Source organism: Streptomyces krungchingensis, from assembly GCF_054729265.1.
Genome location: NZ_JBPUKY010000001.1, coordinates 7,121,646 through 7,137,947 on the forward strand (window position 1 = coordinate 7,121,646; position 16,302 = coordinate 7,137,947).

Here is a 16,302-nt window from a genome sequence, read left to right on the forward strand (position 1 = left end):
TGACGGTTCCACTCAAGGGGAAGTAAAACTACGCAGGTCACACGGTCGCGTTGTCAGGTACGCGTCTTCGCAGGCCAGGGGCGAAACGGAACCCCGGGGAGCAGAAACCGCCGTGTTCCGGAAACGTTCCGGAGGGCCCGGAGACACGGCCGGAACCCGGCCCCCCGGGTGTCCGGCCCGGCGTGCGCTACGGCAGCGAGTCGCCCAACGGCGGCAGGTCGTCGTACAGCCGCAGGTCCGCCGACTCGTCGACGTAGGGCAGGAAGTCGGTCTGCGGCAGGACCCAGCCCTCCTCGCCGAAGACCAGCGTGCCCCGCTCCCGCAGCGACCGGTCGGCTCCGGCGCGCCGCACCCAGGTGGCCGGGTCGGGCCCGAGCAGCTCGCGCAGCCGCGCCGAGTCGGCGAGCAGATGGGCGAGCAGCTCGGCCTGGTCGCCGCCGCCCGCGCGCGGCCGTCCGGTGGCCGGGTCGGCGAGCACGCCGTGCGCGCTGAAGTAGATGTACGCGCCGCCGAGGCGCTCCCCGGACGGCATCGTCATCGCGAACGCGTCGCCGGGGAGTATCGCCCGCCGGTAGTCGGGGAACTCGGTGTCGTCGACCGCCTTCAGCTGTGTCGAGTCCAGCCAGGTCACCACCAGCGTGGCCGAGGCGTCCCGGTCCACGTAGGGCGTCCCCGCCACATAGCCCGCCGGGCTGATGTGTCCTGAGCAGCCCACCGCGATGCCGTGCACCCGCACCGGGACCATCGGCACCGTCGCGGGGATGCCGAGCCGCGTCAGCTTGTGGGCGACCTGGCCGGGGGAGGCGTTGGAGCCGACGGCGATGACCGGATGGCGGCGCCCCGTGGCCACCTGGCCGAGGTCGGCGAGCGCTTCGTCGAGCCGCTGCTGCTCCTGCCGCTCCTCCACGTACCACTCGCCCAGGCGCAGCGGCCGTACGTCGAGCTGGAGCAGCTCCCCGCCGGTCAGCAGGGACGGCTCCGTCGTGGGCCGGCCGGGATAGGTCAGCGGCTTCTTCGCGGGCACGTCGTCCAGGCCCAGCGCCTCGAGGCTTCGGTCCTTCGTCGTCACGGTGACGCCCTTCGGGGGTGGTCGCGCGATACGGGCACAGCCTTCCACGCGGGATGTACCCGGGGCGGGGGCTCATCTCCCCACGTGGACGGGGTTGGCCGGAACGGACACCGGGAATGATGCCGTCCCATTGTACGAGTGGGACCAAGTCGGCTACGGGGGATGCGAGTTGAGCTTACTGAGGCGCTCGGGGCGAAGCCGGGCGCATCCGCGGTTCCGTACGTCCGTTCGCTGGTGGATCGCAGGCCGCACGGTCCACGCCCTGGTGCTGATGACGCTCGGCGCGCTGGCCGGGCTCTCCGTGCTCATCGCGGTCGGCTGGACCCTGACCGAACACTCGACCCGGTCGATGGCGCAGCGCTTCTCGGACGGCGAGCGGCTCTTCGACCTCAGCCTGTCCGTGCTGCGCGCCGGCGTCGGCACCGACAACCTCAACCCCGAACCGGACAGCACCGCGCACCAGCTGCTCGCCACGGTCGCCTCCGTCACCGGCGCGCTGGCGCCCGCGGCGCTCCTCGGCATCGTCCTGATCAAGCTGTTCGCCCTGCGGCCCTTCGTCTGGCGGCAGCGGGCGAGCATCTCGCACGCCTGGACCGCGGACTTCCCCGGCTACTCGCGCCGGCACGCCCACAGCGACGACGCGATCATCGCCGTCCGCTTCTACAACCGCTTCGACAACCTCTCGGTCGTCGACCTGCGGGCCCGGGCGCACCTGCGCTACCTGGAGGAGTCCCCGCACGACGGCAGCCTCGTGATCTACAAGCAGTGGCTGAAGGTGCTGGACGCGCAGGGCGAGCCGGCCGACGAGCGCTACTGGCTCGCGGTCGAGCGCGGGGCGCCGTTCACCGTGTGGATACCCGTCCAGGCGCCGGTGTCCGAGCTGCCGTTCCGGCACATCCAGGGCAAGGACCTGTCGGACTCCCACGGTGTGAAACTGCTCGTGCGGCTCACCGCGCGGACCGTGGGCCTGGGCACCGAGGTCGCCGACGAGCGCTGGTTCGATCTGGAGGCCGGCGACTTCGAGCTCGGCCGCTTCGTGCCCCTGCAGCCCGAACTCGACAAGGACGTCTGGCGCTGGGAGGGGTGGACCGACTTCGACGGCCTGCTGGCACCCCGCCCGGACGGCCGGGACCCTGACACACCCCGCCCGGACGGCCGGGGTCCCGACGACTGAGGGCCGGGACCGCACGGACGGCGGGACCCTGAAGAACCGAGAGGGGCCGAGCCCCGCCCGGACGGTGAGGACCCGTACGGCCGTGAGGCGGTGCGCCCACCGCCGGGTGGGCCCTAGGCGTCCCGCTTCTTCAGCAGGGCGTACCCCCCGAGCAGCGCCGCGATCACCCACAGCACCATGATCCCGAAGCCGCCCCAGGGCCCGTACGGGGTGTCGTCGCCGAGTGGCGTCACCACCTGCATGATCTTGCTGCCGGCCTGGTCGGGCAGGTAGCGGCCCACCTTCTTGGTCGCGGAGACCGCGCCCAGGATGTTGGAGATCAGGAAGAAGAACGGCATCAGGATGCCCAGCGAGAGCATCGGACTGCGCAGCATCGTCGCGACGCCCATCGAGAACACGGCGATCAGCGTCATGTACAGCCCGCCGCCGATCACCGCGCGCAGGACACCGGGATCGCCGATCGACGCCCGGTGCGGGCCGAGCGCCGCCTGACCGAGGAAGAAGGCGACGAAGCTGGTGACGAGGCCGACCAGGAGGGCGAGCACCGCGGCGACCGTGATCTTGCCGGACAGGAACATGCCGCGCTGCGGGACCGCGGCGAGCGACGTGCGGATCATGCCGGTGCTGTACTCGTTGCTCACCACCAGCACCCCGAACACGATCATCGCGAGCTGCCCGAGGCTCATGCCGGCGAAGCTGATGAACGTGGGGTCGAAGGACAGCCGGTCCTTCACGCTCATCCGGTCGAACTCGTTCTTCGACAGCAGCGAGATCAGGATGCCCAGGGCGATCGTGACGACCGCGGCGAGGCTCAGGGTCCACACCGTCGACGAGACCGACCGGATCTTGGTCCACTCGGACCGCAGGACCTGGGACGCGGCCATGGTCAGGCCCCCCTCTTCCAGTCGCTGCCCCACTCCCGGCGGGGTTCCGGCGGTGCGTGCGGGGTGTCCGCGTGCGCGTGGTACTCCACCGACTCCGCGGTCAGCCGCATGAAGGCCTCCTCCAGGGAGGCCTGCTGCGGACTGAGCTCGTGCAGCACGATCTGGTGCTGGGCGGCCAGCTCACCGATGTGCTCCGGCTTGCCGCCGTCCACTTCCAGCGTGCCGCTGCCCGACTCGACGACGGTGATGCCCGCGCCGTGCAGCACGTCGAGCAGCCGTTCGCGCTGCGGGGAGCGGATCCGCACGTAGGACCGCGAGTTCTGCTGGATGAAGTCCGCCATGGACGTGTCGGCGAGCAGCCGGCCCTGGCCGATGACGACCAGGTGGTCGGCGGTCAGCGCCATCTCGCTCATCAGGTGCGAGGAGACGAAGACCGTACGCCCCTGGGCGGCTAGGGACTTCATGAGGTTGCGGATCCAGTGGATGCCCTCGGGGTCGAGGCCGTTGACCGGTTCGTCGAACATCAGGATCCGCGGGTCGCCGAGCAGCGCGCCCGCGATGCCGAGCCGCTGGCCCATGCCGAGCGAGAAGCCCTTCGCCTTCTTCCTCGCCACCGCGGTGAGCCCCACCGTGTCGAGGACCTCGTGCACCCGCGCCCTCGGGATGCCGTTGCTCTGGGCCAGACACAACAGGTGGTTGAAGGCGCTGCGCCCGCCGTGCATGGCCTTCGCGTCCAGCAGCGCGCCGATGTACGTGAGCGGGTCCTTGAGATGGTCGTAGTGGAGGCCGTCGATCCGTACGTCGCCCGTGGTGGGGTGGTCGAGCCCGAGCACCATCCGCATCGTGGTGGACTTGCCGGCGCCGTTCGGGCCGAGGAAGCCCGTCACGATGCCCGGTCTGACGGTGAAGGTGAGGTTGTTGACCGCCACCTTCTCGCCGTACCGCTTGGTCAGCCCCACGAGTTCGATCATGCGGCCACGCTAAGACGGGGTGCAGGGGCCTGCCACTTGAGCATTCCGGCACGACGAAGGCCCGCACCCCCGAGGAGAGGGTGCGGGCCTGCGGCGTCGTCAGCCGGTCCTGCGACTAGCGGGACTGCTGGGCCGGAACACCACGGGAGATCGGCTCGTCCTCGGCCGGCGTGCCGGCAGCGGCCACCGCGGCGCCCGTGAGCGTCGCGAGCATCTCGCGGACGTTGGTGAGCTGGGCGTTGATCGAGTCGCGGCGGTTGGTGAGGGCCGCGAGCTCGCGCTCGGATTCCGAACGGATCCGGTCGGCCTTCGCGTTCGCGTCGGCCACGATGTCCTCGGCCTGGCGCTGGGCCGTCTCCACCGTCTGGCGGGCGCGGCGCTCGGCGTCCGTGCGCAGCTTCTCGGCCTCCAGGCGGAGCTGCTCGGCGCGGTGCTCGATCTCCGCGAGACGCTTCTCGGCCTTGGCCTGACGCGAGGCCAGGTCCCGCTCCGACTGCTCGCGGCGCTTGGCGAGGTTCGTCTCGAAGTCCGCGGCGGCCTGCGCGGCCTTGGCGCGGGTCTCCTCGAAGAGGGCGTCCGCCTCCTCGCGCTTGGACTGCGCGTCCTTCTGCGCGTCGGAGCGCAGCTGGGAGGCGTCGCTCTTGGCCTTCTCGACGATCCGGACGCCCTCGTCCTCCGCCTTGGCCTTGCGGTCCGCGGCGAACGATTCTGCGTCGTTGCGCACCTGCTGGGCCGCCGACTCGGCGAGCTCGCGGTGCTGCTCGGAAGCGCGACGAGCCTCCTCGCGCAGGTCCTTCGCCTCCTCCTCGGCGAGGCGGAGGATCTTCTCGACCCGCGCGCCGAGACCCGCGTACGACGGCTCTGCGTCGGTGACCTGGGCCTGGGCGTTCTGCGTTTCGAGGTGGAGCTCCTCGATGCGCTTTTCCAGAGCAGTGATGCGGGCCAGAGCGCTGTCACGGTCGGAGACAAGCTTCGAGATGCGTTCGTCCACCTGCGCGCGGTCGTACCCACGCCGCACAAGCTCGAAGCCGTAGGGGGAAGTGTCGCTCATGGGGTTCCTGTCGAATGAGACCGGTGAGGTGATAGGGGAATCCTAGGGGCCAAAGCGGTGTGTCATCGAGCGGATACGTGTTTGATCTGGAGAATGACACTCCTTTTGGGTGGCTAGCTGTCGGAGGGCTTGCCAGAGCCTGTGCGAAAGGTCACGGCAAAGCACGGAATCGGTGCTTCTGGCTAGCCCTCTGACGTCTTGCCACTCGAACGGGTTGCGCCGGCGGCGGCCCCCGCCTTGACCCCGCTGTCCTTGCCGCCGGACGGCGCCTCGAAGGACTCCAGCGCCTCCAGGACGTCCTGGACGCGGGAGATCTCGGCGTTGATGTCCTCGCGGCGCCGCACCAGGACCTCCAGGTCGCGCTTGCCCTCCTCGACGGCCGCCTTGGCCTCCTGGATGGCCTCGGACCTGATCTTCTCCGCCTCGGCGACGACCGAGTTCTTCTTCTGCTCGGCCTCCTTGAGGAGACCCTCCGCCTTCTTCACGGCGGCGATGCGCACCTTGCTCGCCTCGGAATTGGCCTCCGAGACCAGGTCCTTCGCCTTCGCCTCGGCCTCGGCGAGCTGGTCCTCGGCGGCCTTCACCAGCGTGTCGCAGCGCTCGCCGGCCGTCTTCATCGCCTCGGCCGACTCGCGTCGCGCCCGCTCGTGCAGGTCCTCGATCTCCGAGGTGATCCGGTCGCGCAGCTCCTCCGCGCGCTCCCGGATCGCCGTCGCGTCCCGGCGCGCGCCCACCAAGAGCTCGTCCGCGTCCGTGCGGGCCCGCTCCACCATGGTGTTGCCCTCGACGGTCGCCTCGGAGACCAGGCGCTCGGCCTCGCCCCGCGCGACGCCGACCATCGTGTCGGCCTGCGACTCGGCGTCCGCCGTGGTCTTCTGCGCGCTCTGCTGCGCCTCGGCGAGCAGCTTGTCCGCCTCGGACGCCGTCTCCGAGATGAGCGTGTCGACCTGCTCGGCGGCCTCCGAGCGCCGCTTGTTGGCGTCCTGGCGCGCCTCGTCCAGCGTCCGCTCGGCCTCCTCGCGCGCCGACGAGGTGAGCCGCTCGGCCTCCTCCTCGGCCTGCGTCTTGACGCGCTCCGCCTCGGCCCGGGTCCGCTCGGCGTGCTGCTGCGCGGACCCGACCGTCTCGGCGGCCTCGGCGCGCAGCCGCTCCGCGTCGCCCGTCGCGTCCGCGATGAGCTTCTCGGCCTTCGCCACGGACTCGGCGCGGACCCGCTCGGCCTCGGCGGCGGTCTCGGTCGCGAGCCGCTCGGCCTCCGAGGCCGCCTCGGTGATCAGGGTGTCGGCCTGCGTGGCCGCGTCCGAACGGATCCGGTTCGCGTCCTCACGGGCGTCGGCACGGGTGCGCGAGGCGTCCTGGTCGGCGCCCGCGATGGTGTCCGACGCCTCGGTGCGTACGCGCTGGGCGTGCTCGGCGGCGTCCGAACGCAGCCGCTCCGACTCGGCGACCGCCTCGGACATCGTGCGCTCGGCGAGCGACTTGGCGGCCTCCGTCTCCTCGGCCGCCTCACGGCGCAGACGCGCCGCGTCCTCGGAGGCCCGCTCGCGCTCCGCGTAGGCGTCGGCGCGGACCCGGTCCGCCTCCTCCTGCGCCTCGCTGCGCGTACGGTCCGCCGCGTGCTCGGCCGCCGACCGCAGCCCGGTGATCTCCTCCTGGGCCTGCTCGTGCAGCCCGGACACGGCGTCGCGCACCTGCTGGGCGGTCTGCTCCGCGTTCGACACCATCTCGGTGGCGCGCCGGTCGGCCTCCTCGACCAGGCGAACCGCCTCGGCCTGGGCCTCCTCGACACGGTTGCGGGCGGACGCGAGGAGCTCCTCGCTCTGCTCGCGGGCCCGCTCGCGCTCCTGGTCGGCCTCCTGGCGCGCGGAGCCGAGGAGTTCCTCCGCCTCGCGGCGCCGCCGGGCGGCCTCCTCCTGCGCGGCGGCCAGGGTCTCGGCGCCCTCGGTCGCCAGCCGCTCGGCCGCGGCCTGCGCCTCGGCCCGCACGCGGTCCGCGGTGTCCTGCGCCTCCGACTTCAGCCGCTCGGCCTCCGTGACGGCGTCCGACCGCAGTCGTACGGCGATGGCCTCGCCCTCGGCCCGGGAGGCGGACGCGTCCGCCGCCGCTTCGGTGCGCAGCCGGTCGGCCTCGGTCTCGGCCTGCGCCTGGAGCGTACGGATCCGCTCGGCGGCCTCCGACCGCAGCCGGTCCGCCTCCTCGGCTGCCTCGCGCCGGATCCGCTCGGCCTCCGCACGCGCGTCCGTCAGCGCCTGCTCGGCGTTGGCGAGGCGCTCCTCGGCCTCCGTGTGCTGCCGGGTCAGCCCCTCGGCGGCCTCGGCCTGGCGTGCCGCTATGGCCCGCTCGGTCTCCTCGCGCAGCCCCTCGGCGGCCCGCTCGGCCTCCGCCTTGATCGTCTCGGACTGCTCGACGACCTCCGCGCGGTGCCGCTCGGCCTCCGCCCGGGTGCGCTCCAGCGTCTCCTCGGCCTGCCGGCGCAGCGTGGTGGCGCGCTCGATGGCTTCGGTGCGGACCTTCTCGCTGTCCGCCGTGGCCTTCGCCCGCAGCTCGTCCGCGTCCGCCTTCGCCTTGGCGAGCAGCTCCTCGGCGGTCCTGGCCGCCTCCTCGATCTGCTGGACGGCCTCGCGCCGCGCCTCCGCACGGATGCGCTCACCCTCGGCGACCGCGTCGGCACGCAGCTGCTCGGCCTCGCCACGCAGCCGGCGCGCCTCCTCCTGCAGCTCGACGGTCTTGGCGCGGTACTCCTTGGTGTCGTCCTTGGCGGCGCCCTTGAGCTCCTCGGCGATGTCGTGCGCCTGGCCGCGCAGCCGGTCGGCCTCGGCCTCCGCCTCGGAACGGATCCGCTCGGCCTCGTCGGCCGCGGCCTTCGTCGTCTTCTTGGCGTCCTCGGACGCCTTGTTCAGCACGTCCTCGGCGGTGCGGGCCGCCTTGGAGAGCTGGGAAGCGGTCTCCTCCGCGGTGAGGCTGCGGGCCTTCTCGCTGGCCGTCGCGATGATGCCCTCGGCCTCGGTACGGGCGTCGGCGACGAGCTGCTCGGCCTCGGACTTGGTGTTCTCGGCCTCCTTGGTGGCCTCGCTGACCAGGCGGGCGACCTGCTCCTTCGCGGTCCGCGTGCGCTGCTCGTTCGTCGACTCGGCGCTCGCCAGGGCCTTGGTGGCGGCCTCCTTCGCCTCGGCGACGACCTTGTCCGCCTCCGTGCGCGCCTCGCGCAGCGCCGTCTCGGCCTCCGTCATGCGCTGCTCGGCGGCCCGGCTCAGCTCCGAGGCCTGGCGGCGGGCGGTGTCCGACTCGGTCGCCGTGGAGCTGCGCAGCTGCTCGGCGTGGTCGGTGGCCTCCTGGGCCTGCGTGGACGCGGCGTTCAGCAGCCGCTCGGCGTCGGTGCGGGCCCGGCGCAGCAGCGCCTCGGCCTCCGAGCGGGCCGACTCGGCGTCGTTGGTGAGCCGCTGGCGGGCCTCGCCGGCGATCCGCTCGGCCTCGGCGCGGGCGGTGGCCAGCGCCTGCTCCGCCTCGGCGCGCGACTCGTCGAGGAGACGGCGGGCCTGTGACTCGCTGCGGGCCCGCAGCTGCTCCGCCCACGCCACGTTCTCGTTGACGTGCGACTCGACGGTCTGACGGCGCTCGGACAGCTCCTGGTCGAGCTGCTGGCGACGGTTGACCGCCTCCTGGTGCAGCTCGGCCTGGAGCCGGGCGGCCTGCTCGGCGTGCTCCTGAAGGATGCGCTGGGTCTGCGCGCGCGCCTGGCTGAGTTCGCGCTCGGCGTCCGAGCGCAGCTGGTCGGCCTGGATCTGCGCATTACGGAGCAGCTGCTCGGCCTGATAGCCGATGTCGGCGCCGTCGTAGGCAGGACGGGTCGCCAGACTGCGCCGCGCCTCGTGCAGCTTGGCACGCAGCACCTCGACCTGATAGCCGAGGTCCTCGGCGTGCTGGACCGCCTTCTCCCGCTCGGTCTTCAGCCGCTCCATCTCGGCCTCGAACCGAGAGAGGTGGTCGACGTCAGCCGCCGGCTCTCGCTCCTGGCGTTCGTAGCCCCGCACTGCGCGGTCCCATCCGTCCCCTGGTCGCAAGTCTTTCCGAACGAGCTCCGTCCATCCGCCGAACGGGGCCCCCGGGGAATGGTGTCAGATCAACGGCGGAGCACGGGCTGCTGCCCCGACGCTCGACCCCCGAAACCTGGACCCCGGCCCTCGGTCCTGCTCGCTGGAATACGGCAGGACCTCGGCCGTCACCGCACTGAGGCGACGGCCGCCCCCAACCCTACCGGCCCAGATATACGGAGGTCAGTGCTCAGGTGACTCAACAGCCGCCGAAGTGACCAGTTCTGTCAGGACACCGTGGCAATCCTTCGGGTGCAGGAAGGTGATCCGGGACCCCATGGACCCGATCCGAGGCTCGTCGTAGAGCACCCGTACGCCCTTTCCGCGGATGTCGGCGGCGTCGCCGTCCACGTCCGCCGTGCCGAAGGCGATGTGGTGCACACCCTCGCCGTTCTTGGCCAGCCACTTCCCGACGGCGGAGTCCTCGCGGGTGGGTTCGAGCAGCTGGAGGTAGGAGGCGCCGCCGTCGGACGTCTCGTTGATCTTGAGCATGGCCTCGCGCACGCCCTGCTCCTCGTTGACCTCGGAGTGGAAGACTTCGAAGCCGTACGTGGCCCGGTAGAACTCGACAGTCTTGTCGAGGTCGAAACAGGCGATCCCAATGTGGTCGATTCGCGTCAGCATGGAGTCAGTGCAGCGCTCCGCGAGTGGTTACGCAACGTGCGCGCGATCACACCGCGGGCCGGATGACGCGTGGCTTACCGCTCAGTACATTCGAGTAAACCCTCGTTCACTCCTCAGCTGTGCAAGCTGGAAGGGGATCGCACCTCATGTCTGGAACGAACAGCACGACTTCCGTGATCGTCGCGGGTGCCCGCACCCCGATGGGACGGTTGCTGGGCTCCCTGAAATCCTTCTCCGGAGCCGAGCTCGGAGGCTTCGCGATCAAGGCCGCCCTCGACCGTGCGGGGATCGGTGGCGACCAGGTGCAGTACGTGATCATGGGCCAGGTGCTCCAGGCCGGGGCAGGCCAGATCCCGGCCCGCCAGGCCGCCGTCAAGGCCGGCATCCCGATGGGCGTCCCGGCGCTCACCATCAACAAGGTGTGTCTGTCCGGCCTCGACGCCATCGCGCTGGCCGACCAGCTGATCCGCGCGGGTGAGTTCGACGTGGTGGTCGCGGGCGGCCAGGAGTCGATGACGAACGCGCCCCACCTGCTGCCGAAGTCCCGTGAGGGCTTCAAGTACGGGGCGATCGCGATGCTCGACGCCATGGCGCACGACGGACTCACCGACGCCTTCGAGGGCATCGCCATGGGCGAGTCCACCGAGAAGCACAACGGACGCCTCGGCATCGCCCGTCCGGAGCAGGACGAGATCGCGGCTCTTTCGCACCAGCGCGCCGCCGCCGCCCAGAAGAACGGCATCTTCGAGGCGGAGATCACGCCGGTCGAGATCCCGCAGCGCAAGGGCGAGCCCGTCGTCTTCAGCAAGGACGAGGGCATCCGCGGCGAGACCACCGCCGAGTCGCTCGGCAAGCTGCGTCCCGCGTTCACCCGCGACGGCACGATCACCGCGGGCACCTCGTCGCAGATCTCCGACGGCGCCGCCGCCGTGGTCGTGATGAGCAAGGCCAAGGCGCAGGAGCTGGGCCTGGAGTGGATCGCGGAGATCGGTGCCCACGGCAACGTGGCCGGCCCGGACAACTCTCTCCAGTCGCAGCCCTCCAACGCCATCCTGCACGCGCTGAAGAAGGAGGGCCTGGAGGTCGAGGACCTCGACCTCATCGAGATCAACGAGGCCTTCGCCGCGGTCGCCGTCCAGTCAATGAAGGACCTCGGCGTGTCCACGGAAAAGGTGAACGTCAACGGCGGTGCCATCGCCCTCGGTCACCCGATCGGGATGTCCGGCGCGCGACTCGTGCTGCACCTCGCGCTGGAGCTGAAGCGGCGCGGTGGCGGTGTCGGCGCGGCCGCGCTGTGCGGCGGCGGCGGTCAGGGTGACGCGCTCATCGTGCGGGTACCCAAGGCCTGACACGCGTTTTCCTCGTAGAACCCTCGTGAACGGAGCTGTGATGCAGGACGTCTCCTCGCTGGTGGCCCAGGCCAGGGAAGGCCGGCCGCGAGCCGTGGCCCGGCTGATCTCCCTGGTGGAGGGGGCGGCACCGCAGCTCCGCGAGGTCATGGCGGCGCTCGCGCCGCTCACCGGCAACGCCTACGTGGTCGGGCTGACCGGCTCGCCGGGCGTCGGCAAGTCGACGTCCACGTCGGCGCTGGTCACGGCCTACCGGAAGCAGGGCAGGCGGGTCGGAGTGCTGGCCGTCGACCCGTCCTCCCCGTTCAGCGGCGGAGCGCTGCTCGGCGACCGCGTACGCATGTCCGAGCACGCCTCGGACCCCGGTGTGTACATCCGCTCGATGGCGACCCGCGGCCACCTCGGCGGACTCGCCTGGGCGGCCCCCCAGGCGATCCGGGTGCTGGACGCGGCGGGTTGCGACGTGATCCTCGTCGAGACCGTCGGAGTCGGGCAGTCCGAGGTCGAGATCGCCTCCCAGGCGGACACCTCGGTGGTCCTGCTGGCGCCCGGGATGGGTGACGGCATCCAGGCCGCGAAGGCCGGAATCCTGGAGATCGGCGACGTCTACGTCGTCAACAAGGCCGACCGGGACGGCGCCGACGCCACCGCCCGCGAGCTCAATCACATGCTGGGGCTCGGGGAGTCGCGGGCGCCCGGGGACTGGCGTCCCCCGATCGTGAAGACGGTCGCCGCCCGGGGCGAGGGGATCGACGAGGTCGTCGAGGCGCTGGAGAAGCACCGGGCCTGGATGGAGGAGCACGGGGTGCTCGGCGAGCGGCGCCGGGCGCGGGCCGCGCAGGAGGTCGAGACGATCGCCGTCACCGCGTTGCGGCAGCGGATCGGTGACCTGCACGGGGATCGGCGGCTCGGGGCGCTCGCGGAGCGGATCGTGGCGGGGGAGCTCGACCCGTACCGGGCCGCGGACACGTTGGTGGAGGGGCTCACCGAGGGCTGACGTCTTCCTGTGCGGAAGGGCCGCCGGCGGGGTGGCCCTCTCCTGCGTGGGAGGGCCGCCCGCGGGGTGCCCCTCCTGCGTGGGAGGGCTGACCCCTCCTGCTCTGCTCTTGCCCGGCCCCGGAGACCGCTGCCCAGCGGTGCCCGGGGCCGACGTGTTTCGCCCCCTCCGCCCCTGCCCGTCCCTTGTTCCCGGGGGCTCCGCCCCCGGACCCCCGGATCGGCCTGGACGGCCTCGTCCTCAAGCGCCGGACGGGCTGACGCGCGTCCCCGGTTCTCAAGGGGCGCCGGACGGGCTGGAATGTATCGGCCTGGACGGCCTCGTCCTCAAGCGCCGGACGGGCTGAAGCGCGCCCCCGGTTCTCAAGGGGCGCCGGACGGGCTGACGCGCGCCCCCAGTTCTCAGGGGGCGCCGGACGGGCTGAAGCGTGTCCCCGGTTCTCAGGGGGTGCCGGACGGGCTGTGGGCAGCTCGTCCGGTGATCGAGGGGCGGGGGGACCGGTGGTCAACTCGTCGTGTCCGCTGTTAAGTTAGGGCGCATGTTCCTCCTCTGTGCGTAGGGCCCGCCCAGGCCCGCGATCGGTCGGCAGCACGCAGGCTGCGCCGTCGCGGTCCCTCGGTGTCCCCTTTTCGCCTCGACAGAGGAATCGTGAGCATGTCCACGCCTTCCACCGGGCGGCCCTCGTACGCCGCCGTGCTGCGCATCCCGTACGCCCGCCGCACCTTCGGCGCCGCCCTGCTGGGCCGCCTGTCGTACGGGATCGTCTCCCTCTCCGTGATGCTGGCCGTGACCCGGGCCACCGGGTCGTACACCGTCGCCGGCACGGTGATGGCGCTGTTCGGCGCCACCAGCGTCTTCCTGTCCCCGGCGCGCGCGGCCCTGGTCGACCGGCACGGTCCGCGCGCCGCGCTGCTCCCCATGGCCCTGCTCTACGCCGCGCTTCTCGGCACGCTCGCGGCGGCGAGCTGGCGGCCCGGTGCGCCCCCGGTGGTGCTCGGTGCCGTCGCGGTCGCGGCGGGGTCCTGCACACCTCCGCTCGGCCCCACGATGCGCGCGGTGTGGGGTGAACTCGTCGGCGACCGGCTGCTGTTGCAGCGCGCCTACAGCCTGGACGGTGTCGCCGAGGAGGTGCTGTTCGTCTCCGGCCCGCTGCTGGTCGGCGCGCTGGTGCAGATCGCGCCCCCGGCGGCAGGCGTCGCGCTCAGCGGGCTGTTGGTGGGCGCCGGGACGCTCGCGTTCGTCGCGTCTCCGGCCGTCCGCGACGTACGGCCGTCCGGTGGGCGCAAGCCGGGGCGCGGCGCCGTCCGGCCGAGCGCCGCGCGGGCGCTGGTGCGGCCCGTCGCCGTCGCTGCCGGGGTCGGGCTGTCGCTGGGCGCGGTCGACCTGCTGGTCCTGGCCTTCGCCGAGGAACGGCACCACGGCGACGACGTGGTCGCCTGGGTGCTCGCGGCGCTGTCGGCCGGCAGCGCGGTCGGCGGCCTGCTGAACGGCGCCGTCGACTGGCGGACCAGCGCCCGCGTCCGGCTGCCGCTGCTGGCCGTCGGACTGGGCCTGGCCCTGGCCGCCGCCGGACTCGCCCCCGGCCTCGGCACGCTGACGGCCGCGGTGGCCTGCGCGGGCTTCTTCGTGGCTCCGGCGCTCACCACGGCGTATCTGCTGGCGGACGAGACGGCTCCGGAGGGTTCCCGGACGCAGGCGGGCGCCTGGGTCAACACGGCCGTGAACGCGGGCAGTTCGGGAGGCACGGCGGCGATCGGTCTGCTGGTCGGGCGGCTGCCGCTGAGTGTGTGCTTCGCGGTCTCGGGGGCCGTGGCGCTGATCGCCGCACTGGTCTCCGGCTGGGGCGGCCGGGCCTCGGCGGAGAGGGCGGCGCCCCTCGTGGGCCCGGAGGGTGAGGAGGAGAGGGCTGCGGAGCCGGGCCGGAGCCGGCGCTCTCGGCCCGCCGTGCCGTCCGGGGCGCCGTCGGCCGCGGAGGGGCCGGCGCCGTCTTCCGTGAACGGTGGTTCGGCGGGGTCCTCGTCCCGATGAGAAGCGGCGGGCGGCGGGACGGTGTTCCCGCCGCCCGCCCGCTCCGTCAGGGCTTTCCGCGCTGTCCGCGCAGATGCTCGGCGATCGGCCGCAGCGACTTGTGGAGGTCTTCCAGCGCCTCGGGGGACAGCAGGTCGATGAAGTGCTTGCGCACGGACGCCACATGATGGGGCGCGACCTTCTTCATCGTCTCCATGCCGTGCGGGGTCAGGACGGCATACAGTCCCCGGCGGTCGGACTCGCAGTTCTCGCGGCGCACCAGGTCCGCGTTCTCCATACGGGTGATCTGGTGCGAGAGCCGGCTCTTGGACTGGAGGGTGGCGGACGCGAGGTCGCTCATCCGCATCCGTACGCCCTCCGACTCGGAGAGGTTCACCAGGATCTCGTAGTCGTTCATCGTCAGCCCGAACGGCTGGAGGTCCCTCTCGAGCTGGTACGTCAACAGCCTGTTGACCTCCAGGTGGGTGCGCCAGGCGCACTGCTCCGCATCGGTCAGCCAGCGCGTGGCCGTCTCGGTCTCCATGAATGAAGTCTACCTAAAAAGTTGAAAGGCGAACTAGTGAGGGTGGTGTGACGGTGCGCACGCGTTCGATGTCACACTCCGCAGACTACCGCTCACAGCCCGAAGCGACGCTGGAGGTCCCCCAGCTGTCCGGGAAGACGCGGTGCGCCGGCTTGCGCCCCGTGCTGACCCGGTACCCCGCCCGCGCCCGGTACTCCGGCCTGCTGCGGAACCACCCCCGTGGCCTGCTCGGCCATGAGGGTTTCGGTGGACTGGAGCAGTACCGTGCCGGCCCCGACGAACTCGAACTGGTGCTCCTCTCCGGAGGCCCCGCCGAGGCCCGTCATCGCACGTAGACCGCCCATTACACCTGTCATGTACCCGTGGTCGTAGTGGTGGCAGGGGGACGGGCAGTCGGCCCAGCCGACCAGGGCCTGCGGGTCCACCCTGATCGGGGGTTCCATGAACACCACCGGACCGTTGGATGCGGCCACGAACTTTCCGGTTCCGATCAGGGTCAGAAAGCCCGGCACGATCGACTGCTTGAGGGCAAGACTTGGCTGAAAAGCGAGCAGGTTGCCCGAGCGAATGGTCAGGTTGCCCTCGTCGAGGTCGTACGAATTCACGTCGAAGGCCCGGTCGGCGAGGAGCATCTTGCCCGAGCCCTCCGCCACGACCCAGTCGCTCGCGTGCAGAGGCGAATGGAATGACGTTCGCACCAGACGGTCCAGCCGGCCGTGCCCGACGCCGTTGAACTCCATCGAGCCGTAGTAGGCGATCATCTTCCCCTTCTGCAGGAACCACTGGCTCCCCTTGAGCTCCACGCAGAAGGTGTAGTTGTTCACGTTGTCGTCGACCGGCAGGGTCATCGGGTCGTGGATGACCGGGCCGCCCGGGGTCCCGTACGCGCTCACAGCTTCTCCTCCGAGGCCTGGACGTACACCGCGCCGTTGCCGCTCAGCTCCAGCTGGAAGGCCTCGCCCGAGCCGCGTCCGACCATGTCGCGCCAGCCCAGCGCCGTCGACAGCTTGTTGCGCACGTCCCCGTGGTGGGCCACGTACGCCTGCGGGTCCACGTGCACCGGGCGCTGCGGGGTGATCGGCACCTCGAAGACGCCGCCGTGCGCCATGACGGCGACCGCGCCGTGCCCCTTGAGCGTCGTCGTGAACAGGCCCTGGCCGGTGACCTGGCCGCGCACCATGCCCATGACGCCGCCCTGCGAGCCGAGGAACATCGTCCCCTGCTGGAGCGTGCCGTCGAAGGCGAGCAGCCGGTCCGCCTCCACGTACAGGGTGTCTCCGGTGAGCTCGATGACCTGGACGTGGTGGCCACCGTGCCCGAAGAGCACGGTGCCCGAGCCCTCCACGGTCATCAGCGGCGTCGCCTCGTTCGCCAGGCGGCGGCCGATCATCGACATCACACCGCCCTGACCGCCCTGGATGTTGGGGGTGAAGGAGACCTCGCCCCGGTAGGCGAGCATCGCGCCGCGCTGACTGAACAGCCGCCGGCCCGGCAGCACCGTGGCCTCGACCATCTTCGAGTTCACCTCACGGAACGGCATG

The 16,302-nt window shown here is 71.7% G+C and carries 13 protein-coding genes; 4 read left to right on the forward strand and 9 right to left on the reverse strand.

What is annotated here, in order from left to right; genetic code table 11:
• Positions 1-187: 187 nt before the first annotated feature.
• On the reverse strand, positions 188-1,069 hold the full coding sequence (locus ACSYGO_RS31345) for a hypothetical protein (RefSeq protein WP_426682113.1): 882 nt from the start codon (positions 1,067-1,069) through the stop codon (positions 188-190).
• A 265-nt stretch (positions 1,070-1,334) separates the two neighbouring features.
• On the opposite strand from ACSYGO_RS31345, the gene ACSYGO_RS31350 reads away from it, so the two are divergent.
• Positions 1,335-2,243: a hypothetical protein gene (locus ACSYGO_RS31350; RefSeq protein WP_426682114.1), complete on the forward strand. Its 909-nt coding sequence runs from the start codon at positions 1,335-1,337 to the stop codon at positions 2,241-2,243.
• A 113-nt stretch (positions 2,244-2,356) separates the two neighbouring features.
• Here ACSYGO_RS31350 and ACSYGO_RS31355 read toward each other — a convergent pair whose 3' ends face one another.
• The 5 genes from ACSYGO_RS31355 to mce all read right to left on the reverse strand — a co-directional run bounded on the left by ACSYGO_RS31355 (position 2,357) and on the right by mce (position 9,864).
• Positions 2,357-3,127, reverse strand: coding sequence for an ABC transporter permease (locus ACSYGO_RS31355; protein WP_426682115.1), 771 nt, complete (start codon positions 3,125-3,127; stop codon positions 2,357-2,359).
• A 2-nt stretch (positions 3,128-3,129) separates the two neighbouring features.
• Entirely contained in the window at positions 3,130-4,098 is a 969-nt protein-coding gene (locus ACSYGO_RS31360; protein ID WP_426682116.1) for an ABC transporter ATP-binding protein, read from the reverse strand.
• A 115-nt stretch (positions 4,099-4,213) separates the two neighbouring features.
• Positions 4,214-5,149: a coiled-coil domain-containing protein gene (locus ACSYGO_RS31365; RefSeq protein ID WP_028804254.1), complete on the reverse strand. Its 936-nt coding sequence runs from the start codon at positions 5,147-5,149 to the stop codon at positions 4,214-4,216.
• Between the two features lie 182 nt (positions 5,150-5,331).
• Positions 5,332-9,180: a polarized growth protein Scy gene (gene scy, locus ACSYGO_RS31370; RefSeq protein WP_426682117.1), complete on the reverse strand. Its 3,849-nt coding sequence runs from the start codon at positions 9,178-9,180 to the stop codon at positions 5,332-5,334.
• A 243-nt stretch (positions 9,181-9,423) separates the two neighbouring features.
• Complete coding sequence (gene mce, locus ACSYGO_RS31375) at positions 9,424-9,864, reverse strand: methylmalonyl-CoA epimerase (RefSeq protein ID WP_095936705.1); 441 nt, start codon at positions 9,862-9,864, stop codon at positions 9,424-9,426.
• A 146-nt stretch (positions 9,865-10,010) separates the two neighbouring features.
• Here mce and ACSYGO_RS31380 point away from each other — a divergent pair, with 146 nt between their 5' ends.
• The 3 genes from ACSYGO_RS31380 to ACSYGO_RS31390 all read left to right on the forward strand — a co-directional run bounded on the left by ACSYGO_RS31380 (position 10,011) and on the right by ACSYGO_RS31390 (position 14,238).
• Positions 10,011-11,213 carry an acetyl-CoA C-acetyltransferase gene (locus ACSYGO_RS31380; RefSeq protein WP_426682118.1) on the forward strand — a complete coding sequence of 401 codons (1,203 nt, stop codon included), beginning with the start codon at positions 10,011-10,013 and terminating at the stop codon, positions 11,211-11,213.
• 40 nt (positions 11,214-11,253) lie between these two features.
• Positions 11,254-12,210, forward strand: coding sequence for a methylmalonyl Co-A mutase-associated GTPase MeaB (gene meaB, locus ACSYGO_RS31385; protein WP_095936707.1), 957 nt, complete (start codon positions 11,254-11,256; stop codon positions 12,208-12,210).
• A gap of 654 nt (positions 12,211-12,864) precedes the next feature.
• Positions 12,865-14,238: an MFS transporter gene (locus tag ACSYGO_RS31390; RefSeq protein WP_460388483.1), complete on the forward strand. Its 1,374-nt coding sequence runs from the start codon at positions 12,865-12,867 to the stop codon at positions 14,236-14,238.
• 46 nt (positions 14,239-14,284) lie between these two features.
• Here the strand turns inward: ACSYGO_RS31390 and ACSYGO_RS31395 are convergent, their stop codons facing one another.
• The 3 genes from ACSYGO_RS31395 to ACSYGO_RS31405 form a co-directional block, all read right to left on the reverse strand.
• Entirely contained in the window at positions 14,285-14,761 is a 477-nt protein-coding gene (locus ACSYGO_RS31395; RefSeq protein WP_028804259.1) for a MarR family winged helix-turn-helix transcriptional regulator, read from the reverse strand.
• 92 nt (positions 14,762-14,853) lie between these two features.
• Positions 14,854-15,654, reverse strand: a complete 801-nt coding sequence (locus ACSYGO_RS31400) for an AIM24 family protein (RefSeq protein WP_345650115.1) — start codon at positions 15,652-15,654, stop codon at positions 14,854-14,856.
• Entirely contained in the window at positions 15,651-16,301 is a 651-nt protein-coding gene (locus ACSYGO_RS31405; protein WP_426682120.1) for an AIM24 family protein, read from the reverse strand. The genes ACSYGO_RS31400 and ACSYGO_RS31405 overlap by 4 nt, the downstream gene beginning before the upstream one ends.
• Position 16,302: the final 1 nt, after the last annotated feature.